Annotated in this window: 18 protein-coding genes; 11 read left to right on the plus strand and 7 right to left on the minus strand. The window is 61.8% G+C overall.

Annotated features, from left to right (window positions below):
- Positions 1-208: 208 nt before the first annotated feature.
- The gene (locus C0Z19_RS24365; protein ID WP_102612412.1) at positions 209-1159 is read right to left on the minus strand and encodes a LysR substrate-binding domain-containing protein; all 951 of its coding nucleotides are present in this window, start codon (positions 1157-1159) and stop codon (positions 209-211) included.
- A gap of 117 nt (positions 1160-1276) precedes the next feature.
- Here C0Z19_RS24365 and C0Z19_RS24370 point away from each other — a divergent pair, with 117 nt between their 5' ends.
- Complete coding sequence (locus C0Z19_RS24370; protein ID WP_102612413.1) at positions 1277-1684, plus strand: tautomerase family protein; 408 nt, start codon at positions 1277-1279, stop codon at positions 1682-1684.
- Between the two features lie 372 nt (positions 1685-2056).
- Here the strand turns inward: C0Z19_RS24370 and C0Z19_RS24375 are convergent, their stop codons facing one another.
- Genes C0Z19_RS24375 through C0Z19_RS24385 form a run of 3 tightly spaced genes read right to left on the minus strand, consistent with a single transcriptional unit; the run spans position 2057 to position 5251 of the window.
- Entirely contained in the window at positions 2057-2974 is a 918-nt protein-coding gene (locus tag C0Z19_RS24375) for a dihydrodipicolinate synthase family protein (RefSeq protein WP_102612414.1), read from the minus strand.
- A gap of 2 nt (positions 2975-2976) precedes the next feature.
- A complete protein-coding gene (locus C0Z19_RS24380; RefSeq protein WP_102612415.1) occupies positions 2977-4149 on the minus strand; it encodes an L-rhamnonate dehydratase in 1173 nt (390 codons plus the stop codon).
- Between the two features lie 49 nt (positions 4150-4198).
- Positions 4199-5251 (minus strand): 4-hydroxythreonine-4-phosphate dehydrogenase PdxA, encoded by a 1053-nt coding sequence (locus tag C0Z19_RS24385; RefSeq protein ID WP_102612467.1) that lies wholly within the window; start codon positions 5249-5251, stop codon positions 4199-4201.
- Positions 5252-5423: 172 nt separating this feature from the next.
- Here C0Z19_RS24385 and C0Z19_RS24390 point away from each other — a divergent pair, with 172 nt between their 5' ends.
- From C0Z19_RS24390 to C0Z19_RS24420, 7 genes are all read left to right on the plus strand, one after another.
- Positions 5424-6365, plus strand: coding sequence for a LysR family transcriptional regulator (locus tag C0Z19_RS24390; RefSeq protein WP_102612416.1), 942 nt, complete (start codon positions 5424-5426; stop codon positions 6363-6365).
- Between the two features lie 188 nt (positions 6366-6553).
- Complete coding sequence (locus C0Z19_RS24395; RefSeq protein WP_102612417.1) at positions 6554-7657, plus strand: porin; 1104 nt, start codon at positions 6554-6556, stop codon at positions 7655-7657.
- Between the two features lie 39 nt (positions 7658-7696).
- On the plus strand, positions 7697-9184 hold the full coding sequence (locus C0Z19_RS24400; RefSeq protein WP_175084095.1) for a sugar ABC transporter ATP-binding protein: 1488 nt from the start codon (positions 7697-7699) through the stop codon (positions 9182-9184).
- 27 nt (positions 9185-9211) lie between these two features.
- Positions 9212-10270 (plus strand): ABC transporter permease, encoded by a 1059-nt coding sequence (locus C0Z19_RS24405; RefSeq protein ID WP_102612419.1) that lies wholly within the window; start codon positions 9212-9214, stop codon positions 10268-10270.
- Between the two features lie 61 nt (positions 10271-10331).
- The gene (locus C0Z19_RS24410) at positions 10332-11462 is read left to right on the plus strand and encodes an ABC transporter substrate-binding protein (RefSeq protein ID WP_102612420.1); all 1131 of its coding nucleotides are present in this window, start codon (positions 10332-10334) and stop codon (positions 11460-11462) included.
- A gap of 53 nt (positions 11463-11515) precedes the next feature.
- Positions 11516-12448: an SMP-30/gluconolactonase/LRE family protein gene (locus C0Z19_RS24415; protein ID WP_102612468.1), complete on the plus strand. Its 933-nt coding sequence runs from the start codon at positions 11516-11518 to the stop codon at positions 12446-12448.
- Entirely contained in the window at positions 12445-13383 is a 939-nt protein-coding gene (locus C0Z19_RS24420) for an NHL repeat-containing protein (protein WP_102612421.1), read from the plus strand. The genes C0Z19_RS24415 and C0Z19_RS24420 overlap by 4 nt, the downstream gene beginning before the upstream one ends.
- Before the next feature lie 7 nt (positions 13384-13390).
- On the opposite strand, the gene C0Z19_RS24425 is transcribed toward C0Z19_RS24420, so the two are convergent.
- Positions 13391-13579: a hypothetical protein gene (locus C0Z19_RS24425; RefSeq protein ID WP_102612422.1), complete on the minus strand. Its 189-nt coding sequence runs from the start codon at positions 13577-13579 to the stop codon at positions 13391-13393.
- 142 nt (positions 13580-13721) lie between these two features.
- On the opposite strand from C0Z19_RS24425, the gene C0Z19_RS24430 reads away from it, so the two are divergent.
- Complete coding sequence (locus C0Z19_RS24430) at positions 13722-13997, plus strand: CGNR zinc finger domain-containing protein (RefSeq protein ID WP_233196275.1); 276 nt, start codon at positions 13722-13724, stop codon at positions 13995-13997.
- A 62-nt stretch (positions 13998-14059) separates the two neighbouring features.
- On the opposite strand, the gene C0Z19_RS24435 is transcribed toward C0Z19_RS24430, so the two are convergent.
- The gene (locus C0Z19_RS24435) at positions 14060-14503 is read right to left on the minus strand and encodes a hypothetical protein (protein WP_102612424.1); all 444 of its coding nucleotides are present in this window, start codon (positions 14501-14503) and stop codon (positions 14060-14062) included.
- 278 nt (positions 14504-14781) lie between these two features.
- Between C0Z19_RS24435 and C0Z19_RS24440 the strand changes: the two genes are divergently transcribed.
- Together C0Z19_RS24440 and C0Z19_RS24445 are read left to right on the plus strand one after the other, a co-directional pair.
- Entirely contained in the window at positions 14782-16146 is a 1365-nt protein-coding gene (locus C0Z19_RS24440; protein ID WP_102612425.1) for an MFS transporter, read from the plus strand.
- 147 nt (positions 16147-16293) lie between these two features.
- Positions 16294-17520: a porin gene (locus tag C0Z19_RS24445; protein ID WP_102612426.1), complete on the plus strand. Its 1227-nt coding sequence runs from the start codon at positions 16294-16296 to the stop codon at positions 17518-17520.
- Positions 17521-17604: 84 nt separating this feature from the next.
- Here the strand turns inward: C0Z19_RS24445 and maiA are convergent, their stop codons facing one another.
- The gene (gene maiA / locus C0Z19_RS24450) at positions 17605-18249 is read right to left on the minus strand and encodes a maleylacetoacetate isomerase (RefSeq protein ID WP_102612427.1); all 645 of its coding nucleotides are present in this window, start codon (positions 18247-18249) and stop codon (positions 17605-17607) included.
- Between the last annotated feature and the right edge of the window lie 3 nt (positions 18250-18252).

Consider the following 18252-nt stretch of genomic DNA (forward strand, 5'->3'; position numbering starts at 1 on the left):
GAAGACTTCAAGCGCTTCGGGGCACTCCGCGGTTTCCTCCATCGAGGCTTATTCGACGCCTGCCCACACGCGCGGCGGCACCGTCACATTCCTGTGGCCGATGGCAGGCATCGAATAACCCTTAACGGGTGCGGCCGGACGCGAACTGTGCTGCTTCGCGGCCGTTCGCCGCAGCTACATCGGACCGATCGCGGCCAATTCAGGCCATTCATTTTTGCTCCGAATTGGACCGTTTTCCCGTTCTACTTGGGGTACGGGACCGTCCAATCTGGTCCTGTGGCGACGGCGCCTCCTGCGCCTGAAGATGCAACCATGCACAGAACTTATCTAATTTTCTGTTTGGTTTCCGCAATCGTTTCGCGACGTACCGGTATCCGCTATCCTGAAATCCGAAAGGCGCCACTAGACGACCGTCCCGGATATCGTCGATGACCAAGTGCCAGGGCGCAACGCAGACTCCCAAGCCTCCAATAGCAGCCTCGAGTGTGAAGTAATAGTGCTCGAACTCCGGGCCGGGCTGCGGGGGTAGCGCAGTGTTAATCGATTTGCTCCACATCTGCCACGCATTCGAGCGGGTCCTCGTGTGCAGGAGCGGCTTGCCGGCTACATCTGTTGGTCTTCGTAATTTGATGCGGGCCGCTAGGGACGGTGCCAACACTGGGCCTAACCATTCGGGGAACAGCGGCAACACCTCGACATGATCGGCGTCCGTCGAATCATCCACTGCAATGACCAGGTCGTAGCGTTCGCGATCGATATCTGCGGGCCGTTCCGTTGCGCTTAGTTTGATCTCGATGTCGGGATACAGTGCGTTGAAATGGTAGAGGCGTGGAATCAGCCACTTTACAGTGAAGGTGCTGAAACATGAAACGTCTAACGTCCCGTGGTCCTCATCACTCACTTCGCGCACCGCTGCTTCGATTTGGTCAAGAGCCGCAGACAGCGCAGGTAGCAGCGTCTTTGCAGCACTGGTCAGTTCTGGCCTGCTTTTCGGTCCCTCGAACAATCGGACGCCCAATTGCAACTCAAGCTGAAGAACCTGGCGGCTGATTGCGCCAGGCGTGACAGCGAGTTCGTCTGCGGCGGCTGTCATCCTGCCGAGCCGTGCGGCGGCCTCGAATGCACGCAAAGCGTTCAGCGATGGTAGATGGCGCTTCACTATGTGAGTTTATTGAAAATAGATCGTTAGTAAAAATCGCTTTCGGAAGGCAAGATTCTACTGCGAGAATGCCAAATCCACGTTGGGTCATACATTTTCAACTTGAGGTAAAGTCACATGCCGTTCATCCGTACCAGCGTACACAAAGACATCAGCCAACAACAGCGACAATGCATCGTCGATGGCATACATCAAGCGTTGGTGGACAGTATCGGTATGCCGAGCGACGAACTCTTCAATATGTTGGCTGAGTACGAGTCGTCGCAATTCTGGTGCAGTCGAACGTTCAACGGAATCGCGCGCTCGGATCGCGTGGTAGTGGTCGAGATTACACTGCGGCGCGGCCGCAGCGACGCGATGAAACGCGAGCTCTATGCCAACGTCGCACGAAACCTCGAATCGAATGCGGGCGTATCACCCAAGGACGTGTTCATTTTCATGCATGAAAACGATTATTCAGATTGGTCGGTCGGTGAAGGGAAATTCGCGATGGCACTTGCTCAACAACTGGGTGTAGATAACTGACAAAACGGCTGAGTGCAGCTATCTGCGACGAAAGCGAGCGGCGCGAGATTACCGTAGATGCGGGGTCGATCGCCCAATCGCAGGCTGCCGGCTATTAGAAAGTTAGATCGTCTACACCCGGGCACGGACGGCTGGAGACCAGTGGCAACACTGTGCCGACGCAATTGCGGGTAGAAGTGTGGGTAGCCAAAACCGAAGAACCCAGAACCCTTACCTGGCGTGCCTTTGCGGCCAGTGGTTGGACTCGGCTGTCTTCCGCCGGGAAGGTATGTTCACTCGGTCCCTTCAGACTCTTGACCGGCGGCCGCCTCTGACGGGCCGCCTGTCCGGGTTCAGCGATACAGCGATACAGCGGTGCAGCGGTTGGAAACGTCAACGGCCCCAGCGCAACACGAGCGGATCGAGCCGGCGCGCGGCGTCGACGAGGCCCGCGCGAACCGGCGGGGGCAGCTCGGGCCACGGCGCGCGTGGCTTGTCGCATGTGATGACGCCGCCCTCAAGCATTAATGCCTTCGCAGCCAAAAAGCCTGCTTGGCGGTTTTCGTAGTTGATGAGCGGCAGCCACCGCGCGTACTGCTCGACCGCCTCGTCTCGTCGGCCGGCGAAGTGCGCGTCGGTGATACGGCGGATGCCGTCGGGGTAGCCCGCGCCCGTCATCGCGCCCGTCGCGCCCGCATCAAGATCAGCCAGCAGCGTGATACCTTCCTCGCCGTCCCACGGCCCTTCGATCGCATCGCCACCGAGCGAGATCAGCTCGCGCAGCTTCGAGGCCGCGCCGGCCGTTTCGATCTTGAAGTACGACACCGCGTCGATTCCGCGCGCGAGCTTCGCGAGAAACGGCGCCGACAGCGCCGTTCCACTTGCCGGGGCGTCTTGAATCATCAGTGGAATATCAAGGCCTTCGGCGGCTTCGCGGAAGAACGCTTGAATTTGCGGCTCCGACACGCGAAACGTCGCACCGTGATAGGGAGGCATGACCATGACCATCGCTGCGCCCATGGCTTGCGCGCGGCGATTGCGCTGCGCGCACACGCGCGCGCTGAAGTGCGATGTCGTCACGATTACGGGTACACGGCCGGCGACATGCTCGAGCGTCGTCCGTGTGATCAGTTCCCGTTCCTCGTCGGCCAGTGCGAACTGCTCGGAATAGTTCGCATGAATGCAGATGCCGTTAGAGCCCGCATCGATCATGAAATCGAGGCAGCGGCGCTGACCGTCGAGATCGAGTTCGCCCTGTTCGGTGAAGATCGTCGGCGCGACGGGAAAAACACCCTGGTAACGTGCGCCCATGGTTACTCCACGATCTCGAATTGGTCGAGAAATTCGGTCTTCAGCGAGAGGCCGAGGCCCGGAACGTCGTCGCGAAGCTGCAGGAAGCCGTTTTCGGCAACAGGCTCGCCGCTGAAGATGTAGTAGAACAACTCGTTGCCGACCTCTACGTCGAACATCGGGAAGTATTCGCTCATCGGCGAGGCGAGCGTGCTCATCGTCAGATGGTAGTTGTGCATTTGCCCGGCATGCGGAATCACGGGCACGCTGTATGCCTCGCACAACGCATTGATCTTGTGCGCCATCGTGATGCCGCCGACACGGTTCGTGTCGTACTGCACGATCGATACGGCCTTGCGGTCGAGCAGTTGCTTGAAGCCGTATAGGGTGAACTCGTGTTCGCCGCCTGAAATCGGGATGCTCGTGAGCTGGTTAAGCTCCGCATAGCCGTCGATGTCGTCGGCGATCACCGGCTCCTCGAGCCAGCGCGGCTGAAATTTTTCGAGCTTGGGTAAGATGCGCTTGGCGTATTCGACGTTCCAGCCCATGTAGCACTCGAGCATCAGATCGTTGTCGTAGCCGATCACCTCACGCACGGCTTCGACCGATTTCAAGTTTTCGACCACGCCCTGCTGGCCGTGCGCCGGCCCGTAGCCGAAGCGCATCTTGAACGCGCGGAAGCCTTGGTCGAGAAACTTCTGCGCCTCGGCCTGCATCTGCTTTAGATCGGTACGGTAGAGCTTCGAGTAATAGCAGGGGATCTTTTCCTTCGTGCGGCCGCCGAGCAGCTTGAATACGGGTTTGCCGACGCTCTTGCCGAGGATGTCCCAGATCGCGATATCGACGGCCGAGATTGCGGCCATGCCGATGCCTTTGCGTCCCCACGCATGCGTGGCGCGGTACATGCGCTGATTCAGATACTCGTAGTCCCAGGGGTCCTGGCCGATCACGAGCGCAGCGAGATACTCGTCGATGATGACCTTCGCGACTTGCGGCGCGAGCGCGACGTTGCCGAAGCCGACGATACCCGTGTCGGTTTCGACTTCGACCACGGTCCACGAGTGGAAGCGGTACGTGCTCATCGTCTCCTGCGGGGCGTAGAGCAGGTCCATCGCGTTCGAGCAGAAGTTGCCTTGCGGCGGCACGGTCTTGCCTTTCCATTGAAACAGGCGTGCGCGCACGGACTTGATTTTCATTCGGATGTCTCCGTTGTTTCGTAATCGATGAGATGAAAGGGGCGCGCCGTTACGCGCGAATCGCGGCTAGGGCGCGCCGGTGCGCGGCGCCCATGCGGCACGCGATCAGGAACGCTTGCCAGGTAGCCCCGACATCGGCCTGGCCGAGCCCTGCAATGTCGTAGGCGGTACCGTGCGCGGGCGTGGTGATCGGCACGGGCAACCCCCCTTGAACGGTCACGCCGCGCGAAAAGCCCATGAGCTTGATCGCGATTTGTCCTTGATCGTGATACATCGTGACGATCGCCTGATACTCGCCGGCCTGCGCCTTCAAAAAGATAGTGTCGGCGGGGAACGGACCGTGGAACGGTGCGGCGGTCGGCCACTCGCGTGCTTGCAGTGCGGCCACGGCCGGCACGATGACCTCGATCTCCTCGCGGCCGCACATGCCGCCGTCGCCGCCGTGTGGGTTGAACGCGGCGATCGCGACTTTCGGGGCTTCGACGCCGTTATCCAGCAGCGAGCGGTAGATCAATTCGGCGGCCTGCACGATCCGCTCGACGTTCAGGTAGCCGGCGGCTTCTTTCAGCGGAACGTGCGACGAAATGCGCGCCGTCCAGAGGTCGCCCAGCGTGTTGAACTCGCAGAAGTAGTGCTTCACGCCAAGATATTCGGCGAAATGATGCAGCTCGTCTTCGTGCGCGAGGCCCGCCAGTTTCATGGCGTGCTTGTTGAGAGGGCCGAAGCAGATCGCGTCGACGTTGCCTTCGATCGTCGCATCCATGCAGCGGTCGAGCACTTGCAGCACCGATCTGCCGCCGGCGGCGCGCGCTTCGCCGTATACGACGTCGCTCTGTTCGACCGTGTCGACGGCGAAGAAGGCCGGGCGGTCCGGCGAGCGGCGGTGGCGCGCATCGGCGAGCGAGCCGATCGGCTCGACTTCGATGGATACGTGCGCGAGCCGCTGACCTTCTTCCCAAAGCCAAGCGTCCCCGATCAACACGATATTCGCGTGCGTCGTCGCATCCGGCCGCGCGAGCAGCTTCGCGATCAGCTCGGGGCCGATGCCGGCCGGGTCGCCCAGCGTAAGCGCGACGACGGGAAGGGACGATGCGCTGGTCATGCAGCCTCCGCAAAATTCGACCGATGCAGCACGGCCTGACGTTCGATGGTCATACGTGATCTCCTTGAAGCGACCGTTCATCGGCCGACCTGATTCAGGGTTGATCCTAGGTAGACGCTATGCTTCCGTAAATTGAAAACTCTTGATGAATCGATAACCGTAGGTAATCAGCTTGGGCTCAATAGACAGAAGGGATTCCACGCCGCAGTTGCTTAACCGGCTGCGGATGCGGCAGATTGCATTGCTGCTCGCCGTGGAGGATTGTTCGACGCTGCGCGGCGCCGCGGCACAGCTCGGCCTCACGCAGCCGGCCGCGACCAAGATGCTTCACGAACTCGAAAGCGCGCTCGGGCAACCGCTGTTCGAGCGCACGGGACGCAGCCTGCGTTTGAATCCGGCGGGCGAGCGCGTGATGGGCTACTTCCGCGGCATTCGTGGCAGCATGGAAGCGCTGAACCGCGAGCTCTCGGAGTTGCAGCTGGGCAGTGCCGGGCGGCTGGCGATCGGGAGCATCATGGCCGCCACGCCGGGACGGCTGACTGAGGCCCTCGTACAACTGAAGGAGCGCTTCCCGCTGCTATCGATCGAGATCGCCGTGGATACGAGCGACCAACTGATGCCGCAGTTACACGAGGGCGTGCTCGAAGTGGTCATCGGCCGCGACTCGCGCGAACTCAGCGAATGCCTGTTTCGCGCCGTCGACGATGAATCGCTTGCCATCGTCGCGGGCCGCGATCATCCGCTTGCGCAACGACGCGAGGTCGATTTCGGCATGCTGGCCGAGTATCCGTGGATCCTGCAGCCCACTGGCAGCCCGGCGCGCGACGTGGTCGAACGCGAATTCAGCGAACACCACCGGCCGATGCCCCGCGGGCTGATCGAGACCGGCTCAATCCTGACCACGATGAGTCTCGTCGCGCGGTCGCAAATGATCGGCGCGATCCCGGCCACTGTCGCGCAGTGCAACGCCGAGCACGAACTCGTCGCCATGATCGATTACACGTTCCATTACAAGCTGCCGTCGTACGGCAGCATTGTGCGGCGCGACCGCCCGCTAAGCGTGCCCGCGCGGCATTTCCTCGAGATGTTTCATGGAGAGTGCAGCGCCGCGTGAAGTCGGGGCGCAGCCGCCGAGCGGCGGCCAGCCCGGCGCGTCGATCGCGCCGATGCGGCAGATCGCAATACCGGGTGATTGATAAACGGAGGTTATCGTTCGCTGAAATCTTTTGATTAGCGCAGCAACTGTCGGACGTCCACACTTGCAAAAAATTTCGATTCACCGACAAGAAGCAAGGAGACGTCATGAGAAGTGCTGCCCTGTTTGCCATTCCCGTTTCGCTTTTCGCACCGCTGGCAATGGCGCAAAGCAGCGTCACGCTGTACGGCATCATCGACAACGGCGTGACATACGCCACCAATCAAGGTGGCGCCCATAGTTGGCAGGCGGTCAGCGGCGTCGTGGCCGGCAGCCGCTGGGGCTTTACTGGAGCCGAGGATCTCGGCGGCGGGATGAAAGCGATCTTCACCCTCGAAAACGGCTTCGACGGATTTTCCGGGCAAGCGGGCCCCGGCGGGCGCGAATTCGGACGGCAGGCCTTCGCCGGCCTTTCGACGCCCTACGGCACGTTGACGATGGGCCGCCAGTACGACCTCGTCGTGGACTACATTCAGCCGATTTCTTCCAACGGCCGCTGGGGCGGCTGGTATTTCTCGCACCCTGAAGACATCGACAACACCGGCAGTGGCTTCCGCGTGAACAACAGCGTGAAGTATTCGAGCGCGAACTACGGTGGCTTCACGTTCGGCGGACTTTACAGCTTCGGTGGCGTGCCCGGAAAGCTTTCGCAAAACAGCGTGTGGAGCATCGGCGCCGGCTACGCGAGCGGCCCGCTTCAACTCGCGGCCGCCTATTTAAATGTGAAGAATCCGGCCGTCGCCGTAGACGGCTACACAAATTCGACGACGTTCACCAACGTCATCTACGGCAATTACCTGGCGCAGGCATCGAGTCAACGCGTGGCGGCATTGGCCGGCTCGTATGCGTTCGGTAATCTGAAAGCGCTGCTCAATCTTTCGCATACGGTGTTCGCTTCGGGCGACGCGGGCCAGAACGTGTCGTTCAATAACGTCGAGGTCGGTGCCAGCTACCAGTTTTCGCCCGCATTCTTTTTGTCGGGTTCCTATGATTTTTTGACCGGCAAGGACGATGCGAACGGCACCAAGCCGAAGTACCACCAGTTCAATGTGATCGCCGACTACTTCCTCTCGAAGCGTACCGACACCTACGTCATGGCTGTTTATCAGCATGCGGCGGGCGCCGCGACGCAAGCGCAGATCACGGGTTTCAACGCATCGAGCGGGCGCAATCAGCTTGGCATTCGGGCCGGTTTGCGCCATACGTTTTAAAGGCGTCGAGACTGATCGATGCAACACATGGAGGCATGGATGTCATCCCTACTGTCCTTCGACAACGTGACGAAGCGATTCGGCGGCACGCTTGCCGTCGACCACGTCAGTCTCGATATCGATGAAGGCTCGGTGGTCGCGCTGCTCGGCGAGAACGGCGCGGGCAAGTCGACGCTCATCAAGCTGCTTGCCGGTGTTTACCCGATCGATTCGGGATCGATCACGTTTCGCGGCGCGCCGCTTTCGGGCGAGCGTTCGCGGGATGCGATCGCGTTCATTCACCAGGACCTGGGCCTCATCGACTGGATGAGCGCCGCCGAGAACGTCGCGTTCGGCTGCGGGTTCGCGCGCCGGGCGGGGCTCATCGACTGGCGCGCCGTGCGCCGGCGCGCGGTCGAGGCGCTGGCGTCGGTCGACGCCGACATCGATCCCGACGCCCCGGTCAGCGAACTGACGCGCACTGAGAAGTCGCTCTTGGCGATTGCGCGCGCGCTCGCCACCGACGCGCGGCTGATCGTGCTGGACGAGCCGACGGCCAGCCTGCCGCAGGATGACGTCGAGCGTTTGTTCACGGTGCTGTCCTCGCTGCGCGCGCGTGACGTGGGGATGATCTATGTCTCCCATCGTCTCGACGAAATTTTCCGAATCGCGGATCGCGTTGCCGTGATGCGCGACGGCCGGCTGGTCGGGCAAAAGCGCATCGAAGAAACGAATCCCGAGGATCTCGTCGCCATGATCGTCGGGCGCAAGCCGCAGCCTATCCACGTGCCGCAGGCGCGCGGTCGTAAGGACATCGTGCTCGAACTGCGCGAAGCGGTATTCGGCGACGTGGGCCCCGTCTCGTTCGAGTTGGCCGCGGGCGAAATGGTGGCCCTCGCGGGGCTGCGCGGCGCCGGACAGGATACGGTGGGGCGCGCGTTGTTCGGCCAGACCGACCTGGATGCGGGGGAAATCCGGCTCGGCGGCGCAGCGCTCGACGTTCGCAGCGCTCGAGAGGCGATCAAGCAAGGCATCGGGTTCGTCGCGGGAGACCGGACCGGAGAATCGCTTGCGATGCCGCTCTCGGTTCGCGAGAACGTGTTCCTCAACCCGCTCGCTTCGGGGCGCAGTTTCTTCAACTTGATGAGCGCGCGCCGTGAACATCGGGAAGCGCTCGCCTTGACGACGCAGTTCGGTGTTCGCCCGAACGACCCCGCCAAGGCCATCGAAAACCTGAGCGGCGGCAATCAGCAGAAGGTCGTCATGGCGCGTTGGCTTCAGATCGCCACGAAGCTGCTCATCCTCGAAGAGCCGACCGCGGGCGTCGACGTCGGAGCACGGGCGGACATCTATGCGCTCGTGAACCGCGCGCTCGAACGGGGTCTTGCCGTGTTGCTCGTCTCGACCGATTTCGAGGAGGTCGCGAACATTGCTCACCGCGCCTTGATTTTCAATCGCGGACGCGTGATCGACAACGTCCCGCGCACGGCGTTGACGATCGAAACGCTGCTGCAGCGCGCATCCGCCAGCGAATGTGCGGCTGCCTGATCGATACGTATTTTGAAAGGACACATCATGAGTTCCGTTCCTCGAACCAACGAAAGGGCGTCGCCCCGCGCGCTGTCGCAGGGCCTTTCGACGATCCTGCCCGTGTACGGCTTGCCGATTTTGATGGTGGCGTTGATCGTGCTGTTTTCGATCGTGCTGCCCGAGACGTTCCCGACGCGAATGAATCTGAATTCGATTTTGTCGGACAAGGCGATCATCGCGATGCTGGCATTGGCCGCGATGATTCCGATGCTGACGAACAAGATCGATTTGACGGTCGGGTACGGCATTGTGCTGTGGCACATCTTGGCCATCACCCTGCAAACGCGGTTCGGCCTTCCCTGGCCGGCGGCGGTCGCGATTGTGCTGCTGCTCGGACTCGGGTTCGGTTTGCTCAATGGGCTGCTCGTGGAAATGGCGAAGATCGATTCGTTCATCGCGACCCTCGGCAGCGGCACGATCGTCTACGCGATCGCGCTGTGGCACACAGGTGGGCGACAGGTGGTCGGCACGCTGCCGGACGCCTTCTATCGGATCAACGGCGCTGCGCTCCTGGGGCTGCCGATCTCCACATGGTATGTCGTTGCGATCGCGTTGCTTCTCTGGGTCGCCACGGAATATCTGCCAGTCGGACGCTTCCTGTACGCGATCGGCGCCAATCCTCGCGCGGCGCAACTCAACGGCATACCGGTACGGCGTTATGTCATTGGCGCGTTCATGTCGTCGGGGTTGCTGACCGCGTTTGCGGGTGTCGTGCTCGCCTCAAAGCTCGGCATCGGGCAGGCCAGCGTAGGCCTGGAATACCTGCTGCCGGCGCTCGTCGGCGCGTTCCTCGGCTCGACGACGATCCGGCCCGGTCGCGTGAACGTCTGGGGCACGCTCGTCGGCGTGGGTCTGCTCGCTGTGGGAATCTCGGGGATTCAGCAATTGGGCGGTGCGTTCTTCGTCGAGCCGCTGTTCAACGGCGTGACCTTACTGATTGCCATCGGCATCGCCGGTTATGGAAGCCGCCGGCGCTCGCGTGCCCCGAGACGTGTCCCGTCGAGTACGACCTCGAATGCGAGTACCTCCGCCGCGAAACGGTAGTCGCCGATTTTCATCGCATGCCTCATCGGCATGAACAACGAATAGCCTTGGAGATAGGACAATGAAGCACATGCAGTCGATTCGCCGGCGTTTCAACCTGATCGCGGCGGCGCTTGCCGCGGCGGCATTGACAACCTTTGCGACCCACGCCGCCGCAGCAGACGATTATCTCGCCAAGGCGCAGAAGGTCGTTGCCGCCGCCGTTCAACCGTCGCCGCCTTGGGACGGACCGACCACGGGACCGACGGCTCAGCCCGACAAGACGATCGTCTACGTGGCCTCCGATTTGCGTAACGGTGGCGTGCTCGGGGTCAGCGACGGCGTTGCCCAGGCTGTCCATGTGATTGGCTGGAAGGTGCGCATTCTCGATGGGCAGGGCACCGTCTCGGGCCGCACGGCGGCGATGAACCAAGCGATGGCGTTGAACCCGGCGGGCATCATCCTCGGCGGTTTCGATCCTGCCGAGCAGGCGGTGGTCATCCGGAAGGCGCATAGCTTGAAAATTCCTGTCGTGGGCTGGCATGCCGGGTCGAAGGCTGGCCCCGATCCGTCGACCGGGCTCTTCACCAACGTGAGCACGGACCCAATCGCCGTGGCGAGGGTGGCGGCCGACTACGCCGTCGTGAAGTCCAACGGCACGGCCGGGGTCGTGGTGTTTACCGATTCCTTGTACAAAGTGGCCGTGGCGAAGTCGAACGCCATGGCGAATGTCATCAGGCAATGCAAGGGTTGTGCTTTGCTGGCGGTCGAAGACACGCCGCTGTCGGAGACGTCGACGAGAATTCCGCAACTGTCCACCGCGCTGCTGCAGCGCTACGGCAGCAAATGGAACTACTCGCTCGGCATCAACGATCTGTACTTCGATTTTATGGGTCCTTCGCTCGCGAGCGCGGGCGAAAAGCCGGCGGGCCCCCCCTTCAATGTGTCCGCAGGGGACGGCAGCCAATCGGCGTACGAGCGCATTCGCGGCAATCGCTATCAGGTAGGCACAATCCCCGAGCCGCTCATGCTCCACGGATGGCAACTCGTCGACGAACTGAATCGTGCGTTCGCGGGTGCTCCGGCGAGCGGCTACAGCACGCCGGTGCATCTCGTGACGCCCGAAAACATCGCGTCCGATGTCGGGCCGAACAATATCTATGACCCTGCCAACCACTATCGCGAGGCGTACCGGCATATTTGGGGCAAATGAATAAATCGAACGTTAAACGACGTTATGGGTGAATAAGGAACATGCTGATCGACATGAATACCGTCGAAACACAAATCACCGTCTACAACCCGCGGGCAGGTTCGTTGTTCCCCGCCGGCGTGGCGCTCGAACGGCTGTGTACGGGAGCGCAATGGGGAGAGGGTCCCGTGTGGATCGACGAAGCGCAGGTGCTGCTTTGGAGCGACATTCCGAACAATCGGATGTTGTGCTGGTCCGAACGCGACGGCATGACGATCTGGCGTGACGGCGTGGAGTTTACGAACGGCCACGCCCGCGAGCGCGACGGATCGATTCTCCACTGCTCGCATGGGCAGCGCGCGATCGTTCGAACGCGGTTGCGCGACGGGCTGGGCTTGACGCAGGACGAGATCGTCGTGGACCGTTTCGAGGGCAAGCGCCTGAACTCGCCCAACGACATCATCGTGAAAAGCGACGACACGATCTGGTTCACCGATCCTCCCTATGGGATCGTGTCGGATCGGGAGGGTCATGCCGCCGAATCCGAACTGGGCGACAACTACGTATTCCGCTACGATCCGCGCACGCGTACGCTCGCTGTCGTATCGGATTTCGTGGAAGAGCCCAACGGCCTTGCGTTTTCTCCGGACGAATCGGTGCTATACGTGTCCGACACATCTGCCGCGCTTCGCTCCGATGGCGGCGGCCATCACCACATCGTCGCATTCGACGTCGTCGCGGGGCGGGAACTGACTAACCCGCGCATTTTCGCTGTGATCGAACCCGGTTTGGCGGATGGCTTCCGCGTGGATCGTCAAGGCTGGATTTTTACGAGCAGCGCCGACAGCGTGCAGGTCTATCACCCTGACGGAACGCGGATCGCACGAATCGGCGTGCCGGAGAAGGTGGCCAATCTGACGTTCGGCGGGCGGGACGGCGACGAGCTTTACATCTGCGCATCGACTTCCCTCTATCGCATCCGAGTCAACACGCGAGGTGCAACATGAGCGCGCACGGCACGCTGCTGTTGGTCGAAAAGTGCAGCCATTGCATCAGCTGGTATGACATCGAATCGGGCAGGCGCGTCCATAGCGTCGCGTTGCCGTCGTACCCGCACGAGTTTGTGACGGACCGCGCGGATCGATACGCCTGGGTCGGACACTACGGTGTGGAGACGTCGGGCCATGCGGGCGCGGGCGGCCACTCGCTATTGCAGATCGACATCGCCGCGGGCGTTTTGGTAAGAACGATCGACCTCGCACCGTTCAACCGGATCCATGGCTTGCAGATGGACGAGCAGGATCGCTTATACGCGCTGAGCGAGGAAAAGGCTACGCTGCTCGTGCTCGATCGGCCGTCGATCGACGACGGACCCCGCCGCGCGGTGCCCTCGGGCGGTATCAAGAGCCATCTGTTTGCTTTGACGCGGGACGGTGGCACTGCCTACTGCATGAATCTGCTTTCCCACACCGTGACGAAAGTCAAACCGTGGGACCCGCTGGCGGCGCCGGTCGCCTGCCACCCGGGCGACAAGCCCGAGGGATATTGTTTGAGCGGTGATGAGCGCACGCTGTTCGTCAGCAACCGGTGGAGCGGGACGCTGGCCGCGATCGACACGGAAAGCATGACGGTTCGCAAACGCGCGCCCTCGCGCGACGATCCCACGCGCATTTATCGCTGGAGCGACAATTTATTGCTCGTCACCAACTACGGCGAACGCAGCGTGTCGCTCGTGGATCCTCACACGCTTGAGGAAGTCGACCACGTGCCGATGCAGGCGCGCGCAATCGCCCTGTCTTTCGATCGCGAGCGTGGTGTCGCGTTCGTATCGCAAGACGACGATCGCGTCGGGGTCTTCGATGTTCGAACGCGCCGGTTCGAAAGCTACATCGCCACGCAGCGCGAGCCGGACGTTTCGAAGGTGATCGGGTCGCGCGGATGACAGCCATTTAATGTCGCCCGCCCAGCAGCATGAAATCCATCATCTCGCCGACGATCGCTTCGGGTGCATCTTCCTGCATCAAATGCCCCGAGCCGATGACGCCGTATCTTACTGATTGGCCCTCGAAGTCAAAAGAATGCGCCAAAGGCAACGTCCCGGGAAACGGTTGATGAAATTGCCGCGAAGTATCCGTCATGAATCACCTTGAGCATTGGACTATGGCGTGAGAGCTAACGGAACTGCGAGAAGCCATGCACGCCGTGTTCTCTGCGATCGCCGGCGGCGTTCCGCCTTCGGACACCGCTCGGCTGCGTCTCGAGGGCGACATCGTCGAGGCAATGAGGCATTCGACGCTGTGCGTCGAAGGACGAGCAGCGGTGCGCTGGACGGTACGCCCTGAGAAGGCTGGCAGCTCGCTCATCAAGGACCGGCTTGCCATCGCCGCGAACGAGCTGCTTTCACAACCGATCCTCTCTAATGTCCGAGAGTGCAGCGCATGCTCGTGGTTGTTCCTCGATCTCTCGCGGAGCAGGTCACGACGATGGTGCTCGATGGCGACCTGTGGGAATCGCGCAAAAGCACAGCGCCACTACCATGCGACACGAGAGGCGTAGTGGCAACACGCTATCCGCTTTCGGGTCGTCAGGCTACGTCCGCTTGGCCAACGCTGAGCGAGTTAGTCGCGATGATGATGCCGGCGATGCCGCCATCTCGTGTGAGCGCGGTAGTCGTTCGCGTAGGAATTCGTGCGGGAGATATGGCCGCCAAGCGCCGCACCGCCCCCGCCGCCGGCAGCAGCGCCGATAATGCCGCCCGTGCGCCCGCCCATTGCGTTGCCGGCCGCCGCGCCTACGCCGCCGCCAAGCGCGCCGCCGACAATTGCGCCGGTGCGTTCGCGTCGATTCGAGGTGATGGCGCCACCCGCGCCACCGCCCACGGCGCCGCCGATGACGGAGCCGGTGCTGCCGCCTACGGCGCCGCCCAAGGCCGCGCCGGCCGCACCGCCCACCGCACCGCCGAGCGCATTGTTCAAATCGCCGGCAAAGACTGGCAAGGAACCCAACGCGGCCAGGGCGACCACCGTTGCCGATACAGCAATACGAACGTTTTTCTTCCGCATATCAGACCTTTTGATTCTGGCTTAAGTGACCGCGCGAAGTATATCCAGCAGCAGAAAGCAAAATGTTGCCTGGCGGTTCGCAGACCGTAATAGATGTAACGAAATTTTTTAAAGTCGGCTTCTCGACGGCACGCTCGTCCCTAGCGCTGCCTGTTCAGCAATATTGACGCGGTGAATGCGGCGCATTCACGTTCCTATGTCGACGGGGGCGCGCGGCGCGGTTAGTTTCCTTCCATAACGAAGGCCACACACAGGCCGAAATGAAAGGAGACACGTCAATGCAGCAACCCCCGGTATCCGTTATCGACGTCCGAGCCTGGCTCGACGAGCGCCCGTTCTCGTTCTTTCAATGGCGAACCCTTTTCCTGTGCTTTTGCATCGTGGCCGTAGATGGTTTCGATACCGCATGTGTGGGTTTCATTGCACCCGTTCTCATGCGTGACTGGCACATCGGCCCGCACATTCTCGGCGTGTTGTTTGGTGTGGGGCTCGGGGGCTTGATGATCGGCGCATTGCTGCTCGGGCCGGTCGCCGACCGCATTGGACGCAAGAAAACGCTGATGGCGACCGTCGGCTTTTTCGGCATAGCAAGCCTCGCCACCACTTTCTCCCCGAGCGTATCGGTCCTCGTTGCGTTGCGCTTTGCCACCGGCCTTGGACTTGGCGCTGCGATGCCCAACGCCATTGCACTGACGTCTGAATATTGTCCCGAACGCCGCCGGGCATTTTTGACGACCGTCATGTTCTGCGGATTTACGATGGGCTCAGGGTTGGGCGGCGTTATCGCGGCGCAACTGATTCCTGACTACGGGTGGCGCGGCGTGTTCGTCTTCGGCGGCGTGGCGCCCCTTGTCCTCGTAGCCGCGATGGCGGCCTGGCTGCCCGAATCGGTCCGCTACCTGGTCGTCAGCGGCGCAGATCCGAAAAACGTCCGCGCATTGCTGGAGCGTATCGCGCCGGTGCCGAGCGAAGCCGACACGCGCTTCGTATTGCACGAGGTGAAGACCGAGGGATCGCCGGTGAAGCAGCTATTCGACGAGCCGTTTCGTGCCGGAACGCTGCTCTTGTGGTGCGTGTTCTTCATGAGCCTTCTCATCGTCTACCTCATGACCAACTGGCTGCCGATGCTCATTCATGCGTCGGGCCTGTCCCTGGTCGCCGCGTCGAGAATCGCCGTCCTCTATCAGGTGGGTGGCACGCTCGGCGCGCTGGTGATTGGGCGGCTCATGGATCGATATTCCGCGACTGTCGTGCTCGCCTTCGCCTACGCACTCGGCGCCGTCTTTCTCGGGGTGACAGGCTCCGCGCACGGCGCCGCGCTCGGCCTGGCCGTAACGGGTATCGGCTTTTGCATCAGCGGTTCGCAAATCGGCGCAAACGCGTTCGCCGCACGTTACTACCCCACAGCGAGTCGCGTCACCGGCCTCAGTTGGGCGCTCGGCATCGGCCGCCTCGGCTCCGTATGCGGCGCGCTCTTCGGCGGCGCGTTACTCGCCGCGAATATCCGTCTGCCGGTGCTGTTCCTTATCGTTGCCGCGCCAGCGGTCATCGCGGCCGCCGCCATCTACCTGTGCGGCCTGCAAGCGAGCCGCCGCGCAGCACGGACAGCGCTCGCAGCACTGGTCCGGGCCGATGCGTCCTGAGCGCAGCGTCGTCGGCGCGCTCGGCATCCAACTGCACCACGAACATTCCTAAGAGAAGCGGTCGAGCGGTCTGCAATTCGTCGTGTGTCGCAGACCGCCATCGCCCGCCAACCCTAAGCAGTCCTAACGACATCACGGAGACACTTGATGAAGAAGCAACTCGCCGCTTGCGGCCTCGCCGTCGCGGCCACCGCATCGCATGCCCAGAGCAGCGTTACGCTCTACGGCATTGTCGATATCGGGCTCACCTATACGAACAACGCGCAAACGGGGGTGACGGGCGGCGTCCCGCGCGGCGGCGCTCAGTTCGCGATTTCCGATGCGCATACCACGGGCCTCTCGGGAAGCCGATGGGGATTGCGAGGAAAAGAAGAGCTCGGCGGTGGCCTTAGCGCGATCTTCGTTCTGGAAAACGGCTTCATGGCGAATAGCGGCGCCCTCGCGCAAGGCGGCGCCGAGTTCGGCAGGCAGGCTTACGTGGGTTTGATGTCGGCGAACGTGGGCACCATCACGCTCGGGCGCCAATACGATCCTTTGGTCGACTCGGTGCAGCCATTCGGCGCCTCAGGTGCGTGGGGCGGCTACATGTCCTCGCACCTGAACGACGTCGACAATCTCAGCAACACGAATCGGATCAATAACTCGATCAAGTTCACTACGCCGACTTTTCATGGGCTACGCGCGGGAGCCCTTTACAGTTTCGGCGGCGTCGCGGGCAACCAGAGCCAGAATCAGATCTGGTCGGTGGGCGCGAGCTACAGCAGCGACACGTTTGCGGCCGGCATCGGTTATCTGAATGCACGCAATCCGAACGTCTCGTTCTATGGCAACACGCCAAACAAGGGGCTCGCGTCGGCAGACAACCTGGGGTCGTTCGGATCGGCGACGACGCCCGAGTCGTCGCCGGCGATTGCGGGATACGCATCCGCACATACGACCGAAATACTCGGCGGCGGCGCTTCCTATACGCTCGGTGCGGCGACGGTGTCGGCTGTCGTGACGAATACGCGGTTCGATTCGCTGGGCGCTTCCTCGGGTCCGAATCCGCGCGGCTACGTGGGACATGCAGCCTTTACGAGCGCTGAACTCGGTGTGCGGTACCGCTGGATGCCTGCGTTGCTGACCGGCGTCGCCTTCGACTACACGAAGCGCAATTCCGTCAACGGAGACGGTGGGGCAAAGTATCTGCAACTCGATCTCGGCGCCATCTATAGCCTTTCGAAGCGAACGGATCTTTACGCGCTCGCCGTGCTCCAGCGCGCCATGGGACGCGATTCGCTGGGGCAGCCCGCCGTGGCTAACGTCAGCGGCTTCACGCCTTCTTCGACCGACAAGCAGATCGGCCTGCGTCTCGGCATACGCCACAAGTTCTAAGGTTCTTCCAAGCGACGTGAATCGCCCGCGTGCCGTATCGGCCGCGGGCGATTCAATTGTCACGGCGCCCGCGAAGCTCGCGCCTCACGTCCCGACGAAATCGGGCTGCCGGTTCGGTTGTGCGGCGTCGAACGCCGGATGCGCCATGGCATGGCGATAGACGGCAAGACTCAACGGATAGCGGCCGATCTCGCACCCCATCCGCTGCGCGTTTGCCATTTGCGGCACCAGGCAGCAATCGGCAAGCGTCGGCGTATCGCCAAAGCACCACGGCCCGTCGCGGTGTTGTGCGAGCATCCGTTCGACGGCGCTCATTCCCTCGTCAATCCAGTGCTTGTACCAAGCCTCCTTTTGGTCGGGCCTAACGTGGAGCACCGTGTCGAGGTACTTCAGGATGCGCATATTGTTGACTGGATGGATGTCGCAGGCGATCAGATATGACAACTCGAGAACGCGCGCTCGCTGCATTGTGCCGACCGGAACCAGGCGGGGCTCCGGGTAATGCGCATCGAGATAATCGATGATGGCCAGCGATTGGCCGAGGGCGAGTTCGCCGTCGACCAAAGCAGGGACGCTCGCCGAAGCATTGATTCGCTCAACGTATTGCGCCTCGCGATGCACGCCGGTGCGAATGTTCACGGGAATGTAATCGAAAGGCACCTCTTTCAGTGCGAGTGCGATCCTCACGCGATACGACGCCGAGCTGTTGAAGAAGCTATAAAGATCCATGGA

The sequence above is a fragment of the Trinickia soli genome (assembly GCF_002879855.1).
GTDB lineage: Bacteria > Pseudomonadota > Gammaproteobacteria > Burkholderiales > Burkholderiaceae > Trinickia > Trinickia soli.